Origin of the sequence: Polaromonas sp. (assembly GCF_031411155.1) — a bacterium.
Taxonomy (GTDB): Bacteria; Pseudomonadota; Gammaproteobacteria; order Burkholderiales; family Burkholderiaceae_C; genus Polaromonas.
Genome location: NZ_JANOAL010000242.1, coordinates 1 through 17,959 on the forward strand (window position 1 = coordinate 1; position 17,959 = coordinate 17,959).

18 protein-coding genes are annotated in these 17,959 nt (G+C 63.4%); 13 read left to right on the top strand and 5 right to left on the bottom strand.

The annotated features are described in order from the left end of the window. Together RMO23_RS14520 and RMO23_RS14525 are read right to left on the bottom strand one after the other, a co-directional pair. Positions 1 to 569: SDR family NAD(P)-dependent oxidoreductase (locus RMO23_RS14520; protein WP_309682942.1), on the bottom strand; the 569-nt coding region annotated here is incomplete at its 3' end. 132 nt (positions 570 to 701) lie between these two features. Further along, positions 702 to 1,769 (bottom strand): extracellular solute-binding protein, encoded by a 1,068-nt coding sequence (locus tag RMO23_RS14525; protein WP_309682945.1) that lies wholly within the window; start codon positions 1,767 to 1,769, stop codon positions 702 to 704. Between the two features lie 136 nt (positions 1,770 to 1,905). Here RMO23_RS14525 and RMO23_RS14530 point away from each other — a divergent pair, with 136 nt between their 5' ends. Further along, positions 1,906 to 2,778, top strand: a complete 873-nt coding sequence (locus RMO23_RS14530; protein WP_309682948.1) for a patatin-like phospholipase family protein — start codon at positions 1,906 to 1,908, stop codon at positions 2,776 to 2,778. A gap of 183 nt (positions 2,779 to 2,961) precedes the next feature. Here RMO23_RS14530 and RMO23_RS14535 read toward each other — a convergent pair whose 3' ends face one another. After that, positions 2,962 to 3,507, bottom strand: coding sequence for a phasin family protein (locus RMO23_RS14535; protein WP_309683061.1), 546 nt, complete (start codon positions 3,505 to 3,507; stop codon positions 2,962 to 2,964). A gap of 222 nt (positions 3,508 to 3,729) precedes the next feature. On the opposite strand from RMO23_RS14535, the gene RMO23_RS14540 reads away from it, so the two are divergent. The 12 genes from RMO23_RS14540 (at position 3,730) to RMO23_RS14595 (ending at position 16,203) form a co-directional block, all read left to right on the top strand. Further along, positions 3,730 to 4,674, top strand: a complete 945-nt coding sequence (locus tag RMO23_RS14540; protein WP_309682951.1) for a histone deacetylase — start codon at positions 3,730 to 3,732, stop codon at positions 4,672 to 4,674. Between the two features lie 204 nt (positions 4,675 to 4,878). Further along, positions 4,879 to 5,322 carry a thioesterase family protein gene (locus RMO23_RS14545; protein ID WP_309682955.1) on the top strand — a complete coding sequence of 148 codons (444 nt, stop codon included), beginning with the start codon at positions 4,879 to 4,881 and terminating at the stop codon, positions 5,320 to 5,322. Continuing rightward, positions 5,319 to 6,020, top strand: coding sequence for a nitroreductase (locus RMO23_RS14550; RefSeq protein WP_309682957.1), 702 nt, complete (start codon positions 5,319 to 5,321; stop codon positions 6,018 to 6,020). Before RMO23_RS14545 ends, RMO23_RS14550 begins: the two co-directional genes overlap by 4 nt. Positions 6,021 to 6,219: 199 nt before the next feature. Next, the gene (locus tag RMO23_RS14555) at positions 6,220 to 8,076 is read left to right on the top strand and encodes an ABC transporter permease (RefSeq protein WP_309682960.1); all 1,857 of its coding nucleotides are present in this window, start codon (positions 6,220 to 6,222) and stop codon (positions 8,074 to 8,076) included. Beyond that, positions 8,076 to 8,852, top strand: a complete 777-nt coding sequence (locus tag RMO23_RS14560) for an ABC transporter ATP-binding protein (RefSeq protein ID WP_309682964.1) — start codon at positions 8,076 to 8,078, stop codon at positions 8,850 to 8,852. Before RMO23_RS14555 ends, RMO23_RS14560 begins: the two co-directional genes overlap by 1 nt. Then, a complete protein-coding gene (locus RMO23_RS14565) occupies positions 8,845 to 9,486 on the top strand; it encodes an ABC transporter ATP-binding protein (RefSeq protein WP_309682967.1) in 642 nt (213 codons plus the stop codon). The genes RMO23_RS14560 and RMO23_RS14565 overlap by 8 nt, the downstream gene beginning before the upstream one ends. 72 nt (positions 9,487 to 9,558) lie before the next feature. Next, positions 9,559 to 9,915, top strand: a complete 357-nt coding sequence (locus RMO23_RS14570) for an FKBP-type peptidyl-prolyl cis-trans isomerase (protein WP_309682969.1) — start codon at positions 9,559 to 9,561, stop codon at positions 9,913 to 9,915. Between the two features lie 40 nt (positions 9,916 to 9,955). Then, a complete protein-coding gene (pncB, locus tag RMO23_RS14575) occupies positions 9,956 to 11,143 on the top strand; it encodes a nicotinate phosphoribosyltransferase (protein ID WP_309682971.1) in 1,188 nt (395 codons plus the stop codon). A gap of 55 nt (positions 11,144 to 11,198) precedes the next feature. Next, a complete protein-coding gene (locus RMO23_RS14580; RefSeq protein ID WP_309682974.1) occupies positions 11,199 to 12,608 on the top strand; it encodes a sodium:proton antiporter in 1,410 nt (469 codons plus the stop codon). A 40-nt stretch (positions 12,609 to 12,648) separates the two neighbouring features. Beyond that, complete coding sequence (locus RMO23_RS14585; protein WP_309682978.1) at positions 12,649 to 13,635, top strand: D-glycerate dehydrogenase; 987 nt, start codon at positions 12,649 to 12,651, stop codon at positions 13,633 to 13,635. A 22-nt stretch (positions 13,636 to 13,657) separates the two neighbouring features. Continuing rightward, a complete protein-coding gene (gene rmuC, locus RMO23_RS14590; protein WP_309682981.1) occupies positions 13,658 to 15,001 on the top strand; it encodes a DNA recombination protein RmuC in 1,344 nt (447 codons plus the stop codon). 2 nt (positions 15,002 to 15,003) lie between these two features. Beyond that, positions 15,004 to 16,203, top strand: a complete 1,200-nt coding sequence (locus tag RMO23_RS14595) for an MFS transporter (protein ID WP_309682984.1) — start codon at positions 15,004 to 15,006, stop codon at positions 16,201 to 16,203. On the opposite strand, the gene RMO23_RS14600 is transcribed toward RMO23_RS14595, so the two are convergent. After that, the gene (locus RMO23_RS14600) at positions 16,200 to 17,129 is read right to left on the bottom strand and encodes a TIGR00730 family Rossman fold protein (protein ID WP_309682986.1); all 930 of its coding nucleotides are present in this window, start codon (positions 17,127 to 17,129) and stop codon (positions 16,200 to 16,202) included. The two genes, RMO23_RS14595 and RMO23_RS14600, sit on opposite strands and share 4 nt — an antisense overlap. A gap of 137 nt (positions 17,130 to 17,266) precedes the next feature. Next, positions 17,267 to 17,821, bottom strand: coding sequence for an elongation factor P (gene efp, locus RMO23_RS14605; RefSeq protein WP_309682988.1), 555 nt, complete (start codon positions 17,819 to 17,821; stop codon positions 17,267 to 17,269). Positions 17,822 to 17,959 lie beyond the last annotated feature (138 nt).

The window sequence follows — 17,959 nt, forward strand, 5'->3', positions numbered from 1 at the left end:
GCAATCGTCATGTTGCGGATGCCGTTGCGCGCCAGGTCGCGGGCAATCGGCAGCGTCATGCCGACAATGCCGCCCTTGGACGCGCTGTAGGCGGCCTGGCCGATCTGGCCGTCGTAGGCGGCTACCGAGGCGGTGGAGATCATCACGCCGCGCTCGCCGGTGGCTTCGGGCTCGTTCTTGCACATGGCGTCTGCCGCCAGGCGGATCATGTTGAAGCTGCCGATCAGGTTGACGGTGATGGTCTTGCTGAACACGGCCAGGCTGTGGGCGCCGTTTTTGCCGACGGTTTTTTCGGCCGGCGCGATGCCCGCGCAGTTGACCAGGCCCATCAGCTTGCCCATGGACACGGCCTTGGCCACTACGGCCTGGCCGTCGGCTTCCTGGCTCACGTCGCATTTGACGAAAGCGGCGTTGCCCGCGCCCAGCTCCTTCGCAATCGCCTCGCCCTTGTCGGCCTGCATGTCGGCAATCACGACCTTGGCGCCGTTGGCCACCAGCATGCGCGCCGTGCCTTCACCCAGACCCGATGCGCCACCGGTGACGATAAATACCTTGCCTGCGATGTCCATGCTTGTTCCTTGAAGTTGAAAAATGATAGGGGATTGACGTTGACGTAAACGTAAGATGCAATTATGACCGATGCAACAAAGCCCGGCCACCTTTCGGTGACCGGGCTTTTATCCAGGCGGGGGCGCGGCAGCTTACTTGTAGCCGACGCGGTCCAGCATCTGCTGCACCTTGATCTGGTTTTTGCCGACGGCGCTGATCGGGATGGTTTCCGACTTGAAGCTGCCGCCCGCCGAACCCGTCATGGCTTGCAGCGCCGGGTTGCTGACCTTCAGCTTGGGCACGGCCGGCCACTCGTTGTTGCCGTTGGCAAAATACTCCTGCGCGCTGGCGCTGGCCAGGTATTCCATGAACTTGACGGCGTTGGCGGTGTTCTTGGCGTTTTTGGCCACGGCGGCGCCGGCAATATTGACATGCGTGCCCCAGGTCTCCTGGTTCGGGAAGACCACGCCGACGCGGTCGGCAACCGCTTTGTCTTCGGGCGTGCTGGAGCGCATGATGCGGGCCAGGTAGTAGGTGTTGGTCAGCGCAATGCCGCACTCGCCACTGGCCACGGCCTTGATCTGGTCGCTGTCACCGCCCTTGGGGTCGCGCGCCATGTTGGCTACGAGGCCCTTGAGCCAGGTTTCCGCCTTGGCTTCGCCCAGGTGCTCGGTCACGGCGCCGAACAGCGACAGGTTGTAGGGGTGCGCGCCCGAGCGGGTGCACAGCAAGCCCTTGTTTTTCGGGTCAGCCAGTTCTTCGTAGGTGTCGACATCGGCTTTTTTGACCTTGAGCTTGTCATAGACCACCACGCGGGCGCGGGTTGAAAAGCCGAACCAGGTCGTGCCCTCGGCCGATTCCCGGGCGCGCAGCTTGGCCGGAATCGCCGCTTCCAGCACGGGCGACTTGATCGGCTTGAACAGGCCGTCGATGTCGCCTTTCCAGAGGCGGGCCGCGTCGACCAGCAAAATCACGTCGGCCGGCGAGGCTGCGCCTTCGGCCTTGAGGCGCGCCAAAATGCCGGCGTCGTCGGCGTCGACCCGGTTCACCTTGATGCCGGTGGTCTTGGTGAAGTTGCTGTAGAGGGCTTCGTCGGTCTGGTAGTGGCGTGCAGAATACAGGTTGACGACTTGCTCCTGGGCGCTGGCGCTGACTGCGGTGCCCAGCAGGGCGGCGGCGGCCAGCGCGATGCAGGCAAGGGACGAAGCGGTTTTTGTCATGGTGAATCAGATCCTGAAAGGTTGGAGTTTGGCTAGTTTAATACAAACGCGAATTATTCTCAATTGCTTTGGGGCGTGCAAAAATTCAAGCCCCCGCAGGTGGTCGAGGCTAGCTTTCAGACTGGTTTTGCCCGTCATGCTGCTGGCGGGCTGCGCCACGCCGCCCGGTGGCCCGGCCAGCCAGCCACCGGCCGTGCCGGCCCCGGTGGCGGTGAAAAAGTCCCTGAAAATTGGTCTTGCTTTGGGCGGTGGCGCAGCGCGCGGCTTTGCCCATGTCGGCGTGATCGCGGTGCTCGAAGAGGCCGGGCTCAGGCCGCAGCTGGTGGTCGGCACCTCGGCCGGCAGCCTGGTGGCGGCGATTTATGCCAGCGGCAAAACCAGCGCCCAGCTGCAGCAGACCGCGCTGAACATGGAAGAGGTCGCCATCACCGACTGGATGCTGCCGATCGTGGGGCGCGGCATGTTTCGCGGCGATGCGCTGGCCCGTTATGTCAACGAACTGGTGGCCGGCAAGCTGATCGAGAACATGGCGATTCCGCTGGGCATTGTGGCGACCGACCTGAACAGCGGCCAGGCCGTGTTGTTTCAGCGCGGCGACACCGGCACGGCGGTGCGGGCGTCGAGCGCGGTACCGGCGGTGTTTGTGCCGGTCAAGATCAATGGTCGCGAGTATGTCGATGGCGGCCTGGTGTCGCCGGTGCCGGTGCGTTTTGCGCGGCAGATGGGCGCCGACGTGGTGGTCGCGGTCGATATTTCGAGCCCACCCGAAGCCAACCCGGCCGACGGCACGCTGCAGATTTTGCTGCAGACCTTTGCCATCATGGGCAAAAGCATCAACCAGTACGAGCTGAAGAATGCCGATGTGGTGGTGCGGCCGTCGCTGGTGGGCCTGAAAAGCGCTGATTTTTCGGCCCGGCAGCGCGCCATCGAGGCGGGCCGGGCGGCCATGCTGGCGGCGCTGCCCGCGTTGCGGGCCAGGCTGGCCGAAGGGTCCGCTTCGGCACCCTGAGTGGCTATTTTTATAGCTGATGGCGCCCATGAATATTGGGCTAAGGATTGATTTGACCAAAAAAAAGCCCGATCTTTCGATCAGGCTTTAACGAGTCTGTGAAAAATGAATTTCGGAGAAGACTCGAGGAGACAACTTGTATTGAAAGCCTGTTAAGCGCCTTCAAATAGTGTTGTTAAAGAATTAACGCTTTTTAGCGACAGTCTTCGAAGCGTTGACAGCGGTGGCTGCCACGTTGTTGAAGTTGGCTTCGGCCATGTCACCGGCTTGCTTGACGGCTTTTTGAACCGACTCAAACGCGTTGTTGGCAGCAGCCACGGCGCTTTTCAGGGCAGCCACAGCGGTCTCGGAGCCAGCCGGTGCGTTCTTGGCGGCGCTGTCAACCAGGCCGACGATCTGCTTTTGGACTTCAGCGGCTTGACCTTCAAAGGTCTTGCCCAGATCGGCACCGGCAGCCGAAGCGATGTCATACAGGTGACGGCTGTAAGCAGCGGTTTTCTCAGCCAGGGGCTGAACCATGCTGGCTTGCAGGGCCAGCAGTTCTTGTGCGTCTTTCACGCCCATCACGGCTTGCGTGTGGTTGGCGGTTTCGGCCAGGGCAGCCTTGGTGGCTTGCACATTCAGTTCGACCAGTTTCTCAACGCCTTCAAAGGCTTTGTGGGTCAGACCAAACAGGGTTTCGATGTTGGCTTTGTGGGAGGCCATGATTTGTTCAGCGGTCAGCATAATTAATCTCCAAATAGTGGGTAACGGTAAAACAGTTGCCTTGCTTTAAATTGCTGCACTGCAACATGACCTGAAGTATAGGGTATGCCTGCACGATTGCAAGCATTCTTTTGCTGCGCTGCACCATTTTAGGGGTAATGGCCTATTAGGGGCCTATTAGGGGGGCAGGACATCACCGCGTCATAACGTCCACAATTGTGTTTTTTGCCTTGAGCAGACTTCATCTTGCAAGCCTTCTACGCCGATAACTTTGTTTTGCCGCTGCCCGCCGGCCATCGCTTTCCCATGGCCAAGTACCGGCTGCTGCGGGACCGCCTGGTGGCCGAGCTGTCCGCCGTGCAGATGGCCCAGGCGCCGGCGGCCAGTGACGGCGAACTGGCACTGGTGCATACCCCCGGCTACATCGCCGCCGTCACCGAGGGCACGCTGCCGGCTCCGGCCCAGCGCGAGATCGGCTTTCCCTGGAGCCCTGGCATGTCCGAGCGGGCGCGCCGCTCGGTCGGCGCCACGCTGTCGGCTGCGCGCGTGGCCCTGGGGCGGGGCGCGGGTGCGCGGCGCGAGGGTGTTGCCGCCAATCTGGCGGGCGGCACGCACCACGCGTACGCCCACAAGGGCGGCGGGTTTTGCGTATACAACGACGCGGCCGTCGCTGCGCGGCTGATGCAGGCCGAACATGCTCGCGTTGAGCGCAAGCCCCTGCAGGTGGCCATCATTGACCTGGACGTGCACCAGGGCAATGGCACGGCCAGCATCTTTGCCAGTGATCCGAGCGTGTTCACACTGTCGCTGCATGGGCAAAAGAATTTTCCGTTTCGCAAGGAAGCCAGCGACCTGGATGTGGAACTGCCCGACGGCTGCAGCGACGCGCCCTATTTGCAGGCGCTGGAGCACGCGCTGGATGAACTGGATCGGCGCTTTGCGCCGGGGCTGCTGCTGTTTCTGGCCGGCGCCGATCCGTTTGAAGGCGACCGGCTGGGCCGCCTGGCCCTCAGCTATGACGGCCTGGAAGCGCGCGACCGCCGCGTCTTTGACTGGGCCTGGCAGCGCCGCATTCCGCTGGCGTTTTCCATGGCGGGCGGCTACGGCGAAAAGATTGACGAAACCGTGCAGGTGCAGGTGAACACCTACCGCGTGGCGCTGGAATATTGGCAACGATGGAACCCCAAATAATCCGGTCAGCCCCTTCAGGGGCAGGGCAGTACGCAAAACGAGAAGCATGGGGGCCACGACCACCGGCGCCGGGAGTTCTCTCACGCCAGCAGGGGCCGCGGAACCGGCTTTGCCGGGCCGCAGGCGCAGCGGCCCCCGCGGGGGGTAGCGCAGTACGCGAAGCGACAAGCGTGGGGGCAATCTTCACTGGCAGAATAGCGACTGATGACTTCAACGATGCGCCCCCAAGCCGAACCCCGCAGCGCCTACAAGGCCTTTCGTCCCATCGCCACCCGCTGGTCCGACAACGACGTCTATGGCCATGTCAACAATGTCGTCTACTACAGCTGGTTTGACACCGCCGTCAACGGCCTGCTGATTGAGCGCGGCGCCATTGACATCCATGCGGGCGAGACGATTGGCCTGGTGGTGGAAACGCAATGCAACTACTTTGCGCCGCTGGCTTTTCCCGAGGCGGTGGTGGCGGGCATCCGGGTGGCGCAGGTGGGCGCGTCCAGCGTGCGCTACGAGCTGGGGCTTTTTCCGGCCGATGAGCGCCAGCCCTGCGCCGCCAGGGGTCACTTTGTTCATGTGTATGTGGACCGCGCCACGCGCCGGCCGATTGCCCTGCCCCCACAACTACTTTGTGTACTGGAGACCTTGAAGTGAAGCCAACCCTCAATGCTGTTGATCAGGCGATTGACAGCCGCCAGTCGATACGCCAATTTCTGCCGACGCCGGTGCCCCGGGAGATGCTGGCCCACATGCTGGCGCTGTCCAGCCGGGCCGCTTCGGGCACCAATACCCAGCCCTGGAAGGTCTATGTGCTGCAGGGCGCCAGCCGCGACCTGCTGGTCAACAAGGTCTGCCAGGCGCACGATGACCTGCGCGCCAACCCCGAGCTGGCCGCTGAATTCAAAGAGGAGTACGACTATTACCCCGAGAAATGGGTGTCGCCCTATATTGACCGGCGCCGCGAAAACGGCTGGGGCCTGTACGGCCTGCTCGGCATTGGCAAGGGTGACAAAGACAAGATGCATGCGCAGCACCAGCGCAACTTCCGGTTTTTTGACGCGCCCGTCGGCCTGATGTTCACGGTTGACCGGGCGATGGGGCGCGGCTCGCTGGTCGATTACGGCATGTTTTTGCAGAACATCATGGTGTCCGCGCGCGGCCACGGCCTGCACACCTGTCCGCAGGCCGCCTGGAACGGCTTTGCCAAAATCATCCTGCCGCACATCAGCGCCGGTCCCGACGAAATGCTGGTCTGCGGCATGTCGCTGGGCTATGCCGATGAGACCGCGCTGGTCAATACCTTTCGCACACCGCGCGTGAGCGCCAAAGACTTCACGACCTGGCTGGACTGATGAGCCCCCACGCTTGTCGCTTCGCGTACGGCGCTGCCCCCCCGGGGGGCGCTGCGCCTGCGGCCTGGCGAAGCCGGTTCCGCGGCCCCTGCTGGCGTGAAGAGGACGCCCGGCGCAAAAAGGCACCTACGCTTTTCACTGCGTGCCCTGCGCTGTCTCCCTCGGCGGCTGGCCTGGCTTGGGGCGGCCCGCTGGCGCAATGACGTTTTCCGTCGTGCAACTGCTCGGTGGGCTGTCATACGCCACCACGCTGTTCCTGATGGCGGCGGGCCTGTCGCTGATCTTTGGCGTGACGCGTATCGTCAACTTTGCGCACGGCAGCTTTTTCATGCTGGGCGCATTGTTTGCCGCGCACTGGGTCACCAACTGGTTTCCGGCCTGGGGTGAGAGCGCTGCGCTGTACCTGATTGCTATGCTTTTAGGAGCAGTCTGCGCAGGTTTGGCGGGGGCTGTGGCCGAATTTTTATTGCTCCGGCGGATGGCGGGCGCGCCCGAGCTGTACCAGCTGGTGGCGACTTTCGGCCTGAGCCTGGCCATGCATGACGCGATGCAGTGGGGCTTTGGCGTTGACGAGGTGTTTGCGCCGCGCTTTCCCGGCCTCAAGGGCTCGGTCCAGATTGGCGACGAATTCTTCCCGGTTTACCCGCTGGTGATGATCGGGCTGGGCCCGCTGGTGTGGCTGGGCCTGCATCTGCTGCTCAGGCGCTCGCTGTTTGGCCAGCGCCTGCGCGCCGCCACGCAAGACCGCGAAATGCTGGCGGCGCTGGGCGTCAACCCCAAGCCGCTGATGCTGGGTGCGGTGGTGCTGGGCTGCGCGCTGGCCGGCCTGGCCGGCGCGCTGCAGTTGCCGCGTGAGCCGGCCCACCTGCAGATGGACATGAACGTCATCGTCGAGACTTTTGTGGTCGTGGTCACCGGCGGCCTGGGCAGCATAGGCGGTGCCTTTGTGGCGGCCTTGCTGATCGGGCTGGTGCATGCGTTCGGCATTGGCGTGTTTCCGCAGGCCACCCTGGTGATTGTGTTTTTGACCATGGCGGGGGTGCTGGTGTTGCGCCCGCAGGGGCTCAGTGGCTTGTCGGCGACCTCGATGGGCGGCGTGCCCGGCAGTGTGCGCGAGGTGGCGCAGAAGTTTCACGGCCTTCGTCTCGGCTGGCCCGCTAGCCTGGTCATCGCACTGGCGCTGGTGCTGCTGGCCGGCCTGGCCTGGCAGGGCGGGCCGTACTGGCAAACACTGGCGGCCGATGCGCTGATCCTGATGATTTTTGGCATCAGCCTGCAGGCCATGATGGCGCTGGGCGGCCTGGTCAGCTTTGGCCATGCGGCTTTTTTTGCGCTTGGCGCCTATGGGGCGGCGCTGTCGCACAGCCTGTGGGGTGCGTCGCTGCCGCTGGCACTGGCGGTGGGTTGCGCGGCGGCGCTGCTGGTCGCCGCAGTGTTTGGCGCGGCGGTGGTGCGCAGCTCGGGCGTCTATCTGGCCATGCTGTCGCTGGCGCTGGCCCAGGTGATCTGGGCCGGCGCGACGCAGTGGGTCAGCCTGACCGGCGGCGACAACGGCATCATCGGGCTGGCGCTGGTCAGCGACGAGGGCCGGACGGTTTTTTATCTATTGCTGGTGGCGCTGGCGCTGCTGGCTGTCATGGCGCTGCGCTGGCTGGGCCGGTCGGTGCTGGGGGCGGCGCTGCAGGCGGTGCGCGATGCCCCGCTGCGCGCGGCGGCATCCGGGCTGCCCGTGGGCTGGCTCAAGTACCGCATTTTTGTCGAGAGCGCCGTGCTGGCGGGCCTGGCGGGCGGCCTGTTTGCGGCGCACAAGGGCGCGGTGTTCCCGTCGCTGGCGGCCGTCGCCACCTCGGTCGATGCCTTGCTGGTGGTCTTGCTGGGCGGTGTGCACCAGCTCTGGGGTGCGGTGGTGGGCAGCGCGCTGCTGAGCTATGCCGGGGCCGAGCTGGGCCGTGAGGTGACCTACTGGCGCGGGTTGCTGGGCGTGTTCATCATGCTAATCATGGTGGCCTCGCCTTCGGGCTTGCTGTCGCTGCTGGCCGGCCGGAGGACGCGTTGATGCTGCAGGCAGGGCAGGTACTGCAGGTGCAGGGGCTGGTGAAGCACTTTGGCGGCATCAAGGCGGTCGATGGCGTCAGCTTTGAGGTCGCCGGCGGGGAGTGCGTGGCGCTGATTGGCCCGAACGGGGCCGGCAAGTCCAGCTGCTTTGCCTGCATTGCCGGCCAGTACCCGCTGACTGCCGGGCATATCGTGTGGAAGGGCCAGACGCTGGACACGCTGGCGCCCGCCGCGCGTTTGAAGCACGGCGTGGCCCGCACCTTTCAGGTGGCGCAGGTCTTTGAAGCCCTGACGGTGCTACAAAATGTGCAGCTGGCGGTGCAGGCAGGGCGCGGGCCGGGAGGGATTTCTGCCTTCAAACTGCTGGATGCGCAGTGGCGCGACGAGGCGCCTGCGCTGCTTGAACAAACCGGGCTGGCCGAACTGGCAAGCCAGGACGTGCTGAGCCTGCCTTACGGCGCCAAAAAGCGGCTGGAGCTGGCCGTGGCGCTGGCGGCCAGGCCGCAGTTGCTGCTGCTCGACGAACCCGCCGCCGGTCTGGCCGAAGCGGAGCGCGGCGGGTTGATGCAACTCGTCAAACAGCTGGCGCGGCAAGGCATGGCGGTGCTCTACACCGAACACAATATGGACGCGGTGGCCGGTGTGGCCGACCGGGTGCTGGTGCTGATTGAAGGCCGGCTGGCGGCGCAGGGCTCATTTGAAGAGATTTCGCGCGACCGCACCGTGCGCAGCCGCTACCTGGGCGAGCAAGCCGGCGGGGGAGGGGGCCATGCTTGAGATAGTGCAACTGAACGCCTTTTATGGCCAGGCGCAGGCGCTGTTTGGGGTGTCGCTTCGGGTCGAGGCGGGCGAATTTGTCGTGCTGCAAGGCCTCAACGGCGCGGGCAAATCGACTTTGCTCAAGGCGCTGATGGGGCTGGAGGTGCGCACTGAAGGCCGCATCGGCTACCAGGGCGCAGCAGGTGCGGCGAACATCGAGCGCTGGGCGACGCACCGCCGCGCGCGCGCCGGGCTGGGCTATGTGGCCGAGGACCGCCGGCTGTTTACCGGGCTCACGGTGCGCGAGAACCTGCGCATTGCGGCCGGACGCGATGCCATGGCGCAGGAAGCGCGCGTGCTGGATCTGTTTCCGGTGCTCAAAACCATGCTGAAGCGGCCAGCGGCCCTCATGAGCGGTGGCGAGCAGCAGATGCTGGCCATTGCCCGTACGCTGATGACCAGCCCCCGAATCCTGCTGCTGGACGAGCCCTGCGAGGGCATTGCGCCCTTGCTGGTGGAGTCGATTCGCAACGCCTTGCTGGCGCTGAAAAGCAGCGGCATGCCGATACTGGTGGCCGAGCAAAACCAGTTGCTGGCGGGCAGCGCTGACCGGCGCCTCGTGCTGGTTGCGGGTAAAGTCAGGGATTCGTAAAAAAGCCAGGTGCGCGAAGACCGCCGCTTCGGTTTCCTCCCTTTTTGACCACGATTTTAGAAAGACATTGCCATGACGACCCTGATCACCACCGCCTCCGGCCTGCAGTACGAAGACACCGTGCAGGGCATGGGCGCGATTGCCAAGGCCGGGCAAAACGTGAAGGTGCATTACACCGGCTGGCTTTACAACGACGGCGTGCAGGGCGCCAAGTTTGATTCCAGCAAGGACCGTGGCCAGCCCTTCGAGTTTTCGCTCGGCGCCGGCCAGGTCATCAAGGGCTGGGACGAGGGCGTGCAGGGCATGTCGGTGGGTGGCACGCGCCGCCTGATCATCCCGGCGGCGCTGGGCTACGGCGCGCGCGGCGCGGGCGGCGTGATTCCGCCGAATGCCACCCTGCTGTTTGAAGTGGATTTCTTGGGCACCTGAGCGGTTTCAAGACAGGGCGCCCACCATCTCCGGTTTCTCCATGATCATCACCAGCCTGATTGATACCGACCTGTACAAGTTCACCATGATGCAGGTGGTGCTGCACCAGTTTCCGGGTGCCGAGGTCGAGTACCGGTTCAAGTGCCGCAACGCGGGCGCTGAGGGCATCGGAGACCTGGCGCCCTTTGTTAATGAGATCCGTGCAGAAATTCGCGGTCTGTGCAGCCTGCGCTTTCAGGATGCCGAGCTGGCTTACCTCAAGGCCATGCGTTTCATCAAGAGCGACTTTGTCGATTTTCTGGGCATTTTCCGGCTCAATGAAAAGTATGTGACGGTCACGGCGCTGCCAACGGGCGAGATTGATATCGCCATCAAGGGCCCGTGGCTGCATACCATCCTGTTCGAGATCCCGGTGCTGGCCATCGTCAATGAGGTGTATTTTCGCAACACGCAAAAGCAGCCGGACCTGACCGAGGGCCGCAAGCGCCTGGACACCAAGATCAATCTGCTGCAGGCCGATGGTTTGCGGGCGCTCAAGATTGCTGATTACGGCACCCGCCGACGTTTTGGCAAGGCCTGGCACGAAGAGGTGCTGCGCACCCTGGTGGCGCGTCTGGGTTCAGGCGTGGCGGGGCAACTGGCCGGCAGCAGCAATGTGCTGTTTGCGATGAAGCTGGGCCTGACACCGCTGGGCACCATGGCCCATGAATACCTGCAGGCCTGCCAGGGACTGGGCCCGCGGTTGCGTGACAGCCAGGTCTTTGGTTTTGAATCCTGGGCCAGGGAATACCGGGGCGACCTGGGCATTGCGCTGTCGGACGTGTACGGCATGAGCGCGTTCCTGCGCGACTTTGACATGTATTTCTGCAAGCTGTTTGACGGTGCCCGCCATGACAGCGGTGACCCCTTTGATTGGGGCGAGCGCATGCTGGCGCACTATGCCAAAAGCCGGGTGGACCCCATCACCAAAACACTGATTTTCAGTGACGCGCTGACGGTGCCGCGCACCATCGAGCTGTACCAGCAGTTCAAGGGGCGTTGCCAGCTGGCTTTCGGCATAGGCACCAACCTGACCAATGACCTCGGTTACGAGCCGCTGCAGATCGTGATCAAGATGATTCGCTGCAATGGCCAGCCGGTGGCCAAGCTGTCGGACACGCCGTCCAAAAACATGTGTGACGACGAGAAGTACCTGGCCTACCTGCGCCAGGTTTTTGAGATTGCCTGATGCTCCGGTGCAACGCGCCGGCGGTCTCGGACTTATTTACTGACATTTCCTTTCCATGAAAAATTTTCGCTGGCTTGCTGCCACTCCCTTGCTGTGCCTGTTTCCGGGCCTGTCCCCGGCCGCCGAGATTCAGGGCGCCCAATTGTCCGGGTTCTGGGCCATTCCGTTCGCCGGCATCTTGCTGTCGATCGCGCTGATGCCGCTGCTGCTGGCGTCGTTCTGGCACCATCATTTCGGCAAGGTGGCGGCCGCCTGGTCGCTGGCGTTTTTTCTGCCGTTTGCGCTGGTGTTTGGCCCGGCGCTGGCGGGCGGCAGCTTTGTGCATGCGCTGCTGGCCGAATACATTCCCTTCATCGTGCTGCTGACCGCGCTGTACACCGTGTCCGGTGGCATTTTCATTCGCGGCAACCTGCACGGCAGCCCGGCGCTCAACACCTCCATTCTGGCCATTGGCACAGTGCTGGCCAGCTTCATGGGCACCACCGGCGCCTCGATGCTGATGATCCGCCCGCTGATCCGGGCCAACGACAACCGCGTGCACAAGGCGCATGTGGTGGTGTTCTTTATCTTCCTGGTGTCCAATGCCGGTGGCTCGCTGACGCCGCTCGGCGACCCGCCGCTGTTTCTGGGCTTCCTCAAGGGGGTCGATTTCTTCTGGACGGTCAGCCATATCTTCCCGGAAACGCTGTTTCTGGCGGGCTGCCTGCTGGGTATTTTTTATGCGCTGGACTGCTGGTACTACCGCCGGGAAGGCGTTCTGTCCGTGGACCCGACGCCCGATACCCGGCGCATCGGCTTCGACGGGGCAATCAACTTCTGGCTGCTGGGCGCCGTGGTGGCGCTGGTGCTGCTCAGCGGTTTCTGGAAATCGGCCGTGGCCTTCAACCTCGCCGGCACCGAAGTCGGCCTGCCGGGCCTGGTGCGTGACGTCGGCCTGGTCGTGGTGACGCTGGTGTCGCTGCGGCTGACCCCGGCCAGCGTGCACCAGGACAACCAGTTCTCGTGGGGACCGATGCAGGAAGTGGCCAAGCTGTTTGCCGGCATCTTTCTGACCATTATTCCGGTGATTGCCATGCTCAAGGCCGGCACGCAAGGGCCTTTCGGCGCCATCATCGCGGCGGTGACCCGGCCCGATGGCCAGCCCGATCCGGCCATGTATTTCTGGGCCACCGGCGCGCTCAGTTCCTTTCTGGACAACGCACCCACCTACCTGGTGTTTTTCAACACGGCGGGCGGTGACCCGGCGGCGCTGATGACGGCCATGGCGCCCACGCTGGCGGCCATTTCCGCCGGCGCGGTCTTCATGGGCGCCAACTCCTATATCGGCAATGCCCCCAACATGATGGTCAAGGCCGTGGCCGAGGACCGTGGCATCAAGATGCCGGGCTTTTTTGGCTACATGCTCTGGTCCGGGGCGGTACTGATTCCCCTGTTCATTGTCATGACCTTCATCTGGTTCAGGTAAGCCGGCCCACCCTCATCATTCTCAAAGCGAGTTAAACATCATGAGCAAACCCAAGATACTTGTTGCGCGCGCCGTGTTCCCCGAGGTGATTGCGCGGCTTGAGCAGCACTTTGACCTGCAGACCAACCAGAACGACGACAGCTGGAGCAAGGCAGAACTGGCCGAACGCCTGAGCGACAAGGACGGCGCCTTCACCACCGGCGGTGACCGCATTGATGCCGAGGTGCTGGCGCAGTGCCCGCGGCTCAAAATCTGCGCCAACATGGCCGTGGGCTACAACAACTTCGACCTTGACGCGATGACCGCCGCCGGTGTGCTGGCGACCAACGCACCCGATGTGCTGACCGAGACCACGGCCGATTTCGGCTTTGCGCTGCTGATGGCGACGGCCCGCCGCATTACCGAGAGCGAGCATTTCCTGCGCGCCGGCCAATGGACCAAATGGAGCTACGACATGTTTGCCGGCTCCGACATTCATGGCGCCACCCTGGGCATTCTGGGCATGGGCCGCATCGGGCAGGGCATTGCCAAACGCGGCGCGCACGGCTTTGGCATGAAGGTGATCTACCACAACCGCTCCCGGCTGGACGCCGCGCTGGAGGCCGAATGCAAGGCCGGCTACGTCGGCAAGGAAGAGCTTCTGCGGACTGCCGATCATCTGGTGCTGGTGCTGCCGTATTCGGCAGCATCGCACCACACCATTGGCGCGGCCGAGCTGGCGCTGATGAAGCCGACGGCGACGCTGATCAATATTGCGCGCGGCGGCATTGTGGACGATGCAGCGCTGGCCGCGGCGCTGAAGACCAGGCGCATCGCGGCCGCCGGGCTGGACGTGTTTGAAGGCGAGCCAGCGGTGCACCCTGATTTGCTTACCGTGCCCAATGTGGTGCTGACGCCGCACATCGCCAGCGCCACCGTGCCGACGCGGCTGGCCATGGCCAGCCTGGCGGCCGACAACCTGATCGCGTTTTTTGAAGGAAAACCGCCTTTGACCCCATTAAACCAGCCATTACAAGCTATTAAATAGATAGCAATCGAACGAATTACCCATGGAAATCTGGTTGATCATTGGCGGGCTGCTGCTCAATCTGCTGTTGCTGGTCTGGCTGCTGCTGCGCAAGCCCGCGGGCGCCGACGACGACAAACACCGCACTGAGCTGCTGCTGGGCATCACGGCCGGACATGACAAGCTGGAGCGCGAGTTGCGCCGCGAGATTGGCGACAGCGCCCGGGCCGGCCGGCAGGAGCTGGGCGGCACCTTCGCCACCTTTCAGCAAACCCTGGTGCAGCAAAGCGCAGAAGCCATACGCACGCAAAACACGCAGATCGACGCGTTTGCCCAGCAGCTGACCCTGCTGCAGAAAACCCTGTCGGACACCCTGAGCACGCAGCTGCAGTCGGTCAGCGAATCCAACGCGCGGCGCATGGGGGAAGTGCGGGAAACGCTGGAAAAGCAGCTGGCCCAGCTGCAGCAAACCAACTCCGCGAAGCTCGACGAGATGCGCAAGACGGTCGATGAAAAACTGCAGACCACGCTGGAAACCCGTCTCGGCGAAAGCTTCAAGCAGGTGGCCGACCGGCTGGAGCAGGTGCACAAGGGCCTGGGCGAGATGCAGACACTGGCGCAGGGCGTGGGCGACCTCAAGCATCTGCTGACCAACGTCAAAACCCGCGGCATCTTTGGCGAGGCGCAGCTTTCGGCCCTGCTGGAGCAGGTGTTCACCGTCGACCAGTACGCGGCGCAGGTCGTCACGCGCCCGGGCGGCAAAAACCCGGTGGACTTCGCCATCAAGCTGCCGGGCCGGTCCGATTCGGGCGAGCCGCTGTGGTTGCCGATTGACGCCAAGTTTCCCAATGAAGACTACGAGCGCCTGCTCGATGCGCAGCAGCGCGCCGACGGGCCGGGTGCGGAAATCGCCGGCAAGGCGCTGGAAGTTCGGATTCGGCTGGAGGCCAGATCGATTTCCGAGAAATACATTGAGCCGCCTTACACCACCGACTTTGCAATCCTGTTTTTGCCGACGGAGGGCCTGTACGCCGAAGTGCTCCGCCGCCCCGGCCTGATGGAAAGCCTGCAGCGCGACCACCGCATCACGCTGGCCGGCCCCACGACCTTGCTGGCCATGCTCAACTCGCTGCAGATGGGATTCCGGACGCTGGCGCTTGAAAAGCGCTCCAGCGAGGTATGGCAGGTGCTGGGCGCGGTCAAGACCGAGTTTGGCAAGTTTGGCGATGTGCTGGCCAAAGTCAAATCGCAGACCGAAACCGTGCTCAATACCCTGAGCAGCGCCGAACAGCGCAGCCGCGTGATGGGCAAGGCGCTGCGCAATGTCGAGGCACTGCCCGAGGCCGACTCGGCGCGGCTGATTCCGCTGGACAAGGACGTTGACTAGCGTTGAGCCCTGAACTCGCCCGCCTGATTCTTGCGCAGATCTGCCTGCACGCCTGCATGGCGGGCACCCGCATGGCCGCGCCGCTGCTGGCGCTGCGTCAAGGGTACAGCCCGGCAGCGGTCGGCGTGTTGCTGGCGCTGTTTGCCCTGACGCAGGTCTTTCTGGCGCTTCCGGCCGGCCGGTTTGCGGACCGGCATGGGCTGCGGCGGCCCTTCAGTTTCAGCGTGGTGGCGGCGGTGGCGGGGGCGGGCGCTGCCGTGGCTTTTCCGGTGTTTCCGGTACTGTGCCTGGCCGCGCTGCTGACCGGTGGCGCCACCGGTGCGGCCGTGATTTCGCTGCAGCGCCATGTCGGGCGCTCGGCCACCGGCGCGCTGCAACTCAAGCAGGTGTTCAGCTGGCTGTCGATTGGCCCGGCGGTTTCCAATTTTGTCGGGCCTTTCACGGCCGGCTTGCTGATTGACCACGCCGGTGCCGAAGCGGGCAGCCTGCCGGGCTACCGCGCGGCTTTTTTGCTGATGGCGGTGTTGCCGGTGGCCAGCTGGTTTCTGGTTCGCCGCACCCATGAATTGCCGCCTGTGATTGCGCCCGGCGGCGCGGCGCAGCCCAAGGCCTGGGACTTGCTGCGCGAGCCGGTGTTTCGCCGGCTGATGCTGGTGAACTGGTTTTTGTCGTCCTGCTGGGATGTCCACACCTTCGTGGTGCCGGTGCTGGGTTTTGAGCGCGGCATCAGCGCCTCGGTGATTGGCTCCATCCTGGGCGCATTTGCCGTGGCGGCGGCCCTGATCCGGATGCTGATGCCGCTGGTAGCGGCGCACCTGCGCGAATGGCGCGTGCTGGCGGGCGCCATGCTAGCCACGGCCGTGCTGTTTGGCGTCTATCCCTTGATGCCTTCGGCGCTGACCATGGGGATGTGTTCGGTGCTGCTGGGTTTTGCGCTGGGGACGGTGCAGCCGATGATCATGAGCATGCTGCACCAGATCACGCCCGAGGCGCGCCACGGCGAAGCGCTGGGCCTTCGGCTGATGGCGATCAACGCCTCCAGCGTGCTCATGCCCATGCTGTTCGGTTCGGCCGGTGCGCTGATCGGGATTGCCGGCGTGTTTTGGGTCACCGGGGCCGTGGTGGGCGCCGGCTCACGCGCGGCCTGGCTGCTCAAGGACAGCCTGACCCCGCAGGGCAGGCAAGACCCTGCAAAAGTTTAAAGTTTGTAGAAGTTTCTGATGGCGTCCCACGCCACCTGCGGCTCATCGACATACTGGAACAGCTTGAGATCGTCCGGTGAAATCGTGCCTTCTTCGATCAGCACCTCAAAGTTGACAAGACGCTTCCAGTAATCAGAGCCAAAAAGAATGATGGGCACCGGCTTGGCCTTGCCGGTTTGCACCAGGGTGATGACTTCAAACAGCTCGTCCAGCGTTCCAAAGCCGCCCGGAAAGGCCACCAGCGCCTTGGCCCGCATCATGAAATGCATCTTGCGCAGCGCAAAGTAGTGAAACTTGAAGTTCAGCGAGGGTGACACGTAGGGGTTGGAACCTTGTTCGTGCGGCAACACAATGTTGAGGCCGACGTTGAGCGCACCCATTTCCTGCGCGCCCCGGTTGGCCGCCTCCATGATGCCGGGCCCGCCACCGGTGCAGATAAAGAGTTGCTCGGCCGCCGGGCGCGGATGGCTGTAGGTCGCCACCAGGCGCGCAAACTGCCTGGCCTGCTCGTAGTAGTGGGCGTTGCGCATCTGGCGTCTGGCCACCGCCAGCGCATCGCGCGCGGCCTTTGAATCCAGCGCGTCCTGTGCTGCCTCAAGGCCGCCTCTTTCCGCCTGGTTGAGTTTGGCCAGGTTGGTTTCTGCGGCCGCCAGGGCGGCGCTGGCCTGCTCGAGCGCCTCAAAGCGCGCGCTGCCAAACACCACGATGGTGTTTTCAATGCCTTGCTCATGCTGGCTAATTTCAGGCTTGAGCATTTCCAGCTGGATACGCAGGCCCCGGGTTTCGCGCCTGAGCAGGAACTCGGGGTCAGCGAAGGCCAGGCGATTGGCGTCAGCGTGCAGCGGTGTCGCGTCGCTGGAGAAGGCCTGCAACTCGGCCCAGGCGTCTGCCAGGCGGCTTGCGGATAAATCTTGTGTTTGTTCCATGATTTTTATTTACCGGTTGAGATGACGTATTGGCGATACGCCGCCATGCCGGGATGTTGGGGCTGTCATAAAAAAACGCAAAAAAGGCTCCGTGAGGAGCCTTTTGATTGCACATTGCATAGAAAACAGGACGGCGTTCAGACGCGTTTGCGGTATTCGCCGGTGCGGGTGTCGATTTCAACGACATCGCCTTGCGCCACAAAAATAGGCACGCCAATTTCAAAGCCGGTGGCGATCTTGGCGGGTTTGAGCACCTTGCCGGAGGTATCGCCCTTGACGGCAGGCTCGGTCCAGGTGATTTCGCGCTGCACGCTGGTCGGCACTTCGACCGAAATCGCCTTGCCGTCGTAAAACACGACTTCAAGCTCCATGCCGTCCTGCAGGTAGTTCAGCGAGTCGCCCATGTTTTCGGCTTCGACTTCGTACTGGTTGTACTCGGAGTCCATGCAGATGTACATCGGATCGGCAAAGTAGGAGTAGGTGCAGTCTTTCTTGTCCAGAATGACCTGGTCGATCTTGTCATCGGCCTTGAACACGACTTCGGTGTTGAAGTTGGCGATCAGGCTTTTGAGCTTCATGCGCACGGTGGCGGAGTTGCGCCCGCCGCGGCTGTATTCGGTCTTGAGCACCACCATCGGGTCTTTGCCGTGCATGATGACATTGCCGGCGCGGATTTCTTGAGCGATTTTCATAACAGTTTCTAGGTAAGGTGTTGGCCGCCAAGGCGAGAACGGGTAAGGTCGCCCGCGGAGGTGGAGTGCGGCATTGTCCAGACAGCGGAGAATGCAAAGCCCCATATTTTAGCGTTTTTTTCGGGCCTGTATCCATGC

Bases quoted from the DNA above. Each gene is read 5' to 3' on its own strand.
- RMO23_RS14525 (WP_309682945.1), bottom strand. From the start codon at position 1,769: ATGACAAAAACCGCTTCGTCCCTTGCCTGCATCGCGCTGGCCGCCGCC.
- RMO23_RS14530 (WP_309682948.1), top strand. From the start codon at position 1,906: ATGCTGCTGGCGGGCTGCGCCACGCCGCCCGGTGGCCCGGCCAGCCAG.
- RMO23_RS14545 (WP_309682955.1), top strand. From the start codon at position 4,879: ATGACTTCAACGATGCGCCCCCAAGCCGAACCCCGCAGCGCCTACAAG.
- RMO23_RS14555 (WP_309682960.1), top strand. From the start codon at position 6,220: ATGACGTTTTCCGTCGTGCAACTGCTCGGTGGGCTGTCATACGCCACC.
- RMO23_RS14560 (WP_309682964.1), top strand. From the start codon at position 8,076: ATGCTGCAGGCAGGGCAGGTACTGCAGGTGCAGGGGCTGGTGAAGCAC.
- RMO23_RS14565 (WP_309682967.1), top strand. From the start codon at position 8,845: ATGCTTGAGATAGTGCAACTGAACGCCTTTTATGGCCAGGCGCAGGCG.
- RMO23_RS14570 (WP_309682969.1), top strand. From the start codon at position 9,559: ATGACGACCCTGATCACCACCGCCTCCGGCCTGCAGTACGAAGACACC.
- pncB (WP_309682971.1), top strand. From the start codon at position 9,956: ATGATCATCACCAGCCTGATTGATACCGACCTGTACAAGTTCACCATG.
- RMO23_RS14580 (WP_309682974.1), top strand. From the start codon at position 11,199: ATGAAAAATTTTCGCTGGCTTGCTGCCACTCCCTTGCTGTGCCTGTTT.
- RMO23_RS14585 (WP_309682978.1), top strand. From the start codon at position 12,649: ATGAGCAAACCCAAGATACTTGTTGCGCGCGCCGTGTTCCCCGAGGTG.
- rmuC (WP_309682981.1), top strand. From the start codon at position 13,658: ATGGAAATCTGGTTGATCATTGGCGGGCTGCTGCTCAATCTGCTGTTG.
- RMO23_RS14600 (WP_309682986.1), bottom strand. From the start codon at position 17,129: ATGGAACAAACACAAGATTTATCCGCAAGCCGCCTGGCAGACGCCTGG.
- efp (WP_309682988.1), bottom strand. From the start codon at position 17,821: ATGAAAATCGCTCAAGAAATCCGCGCCGGCAATGTCATCATGCACGGC.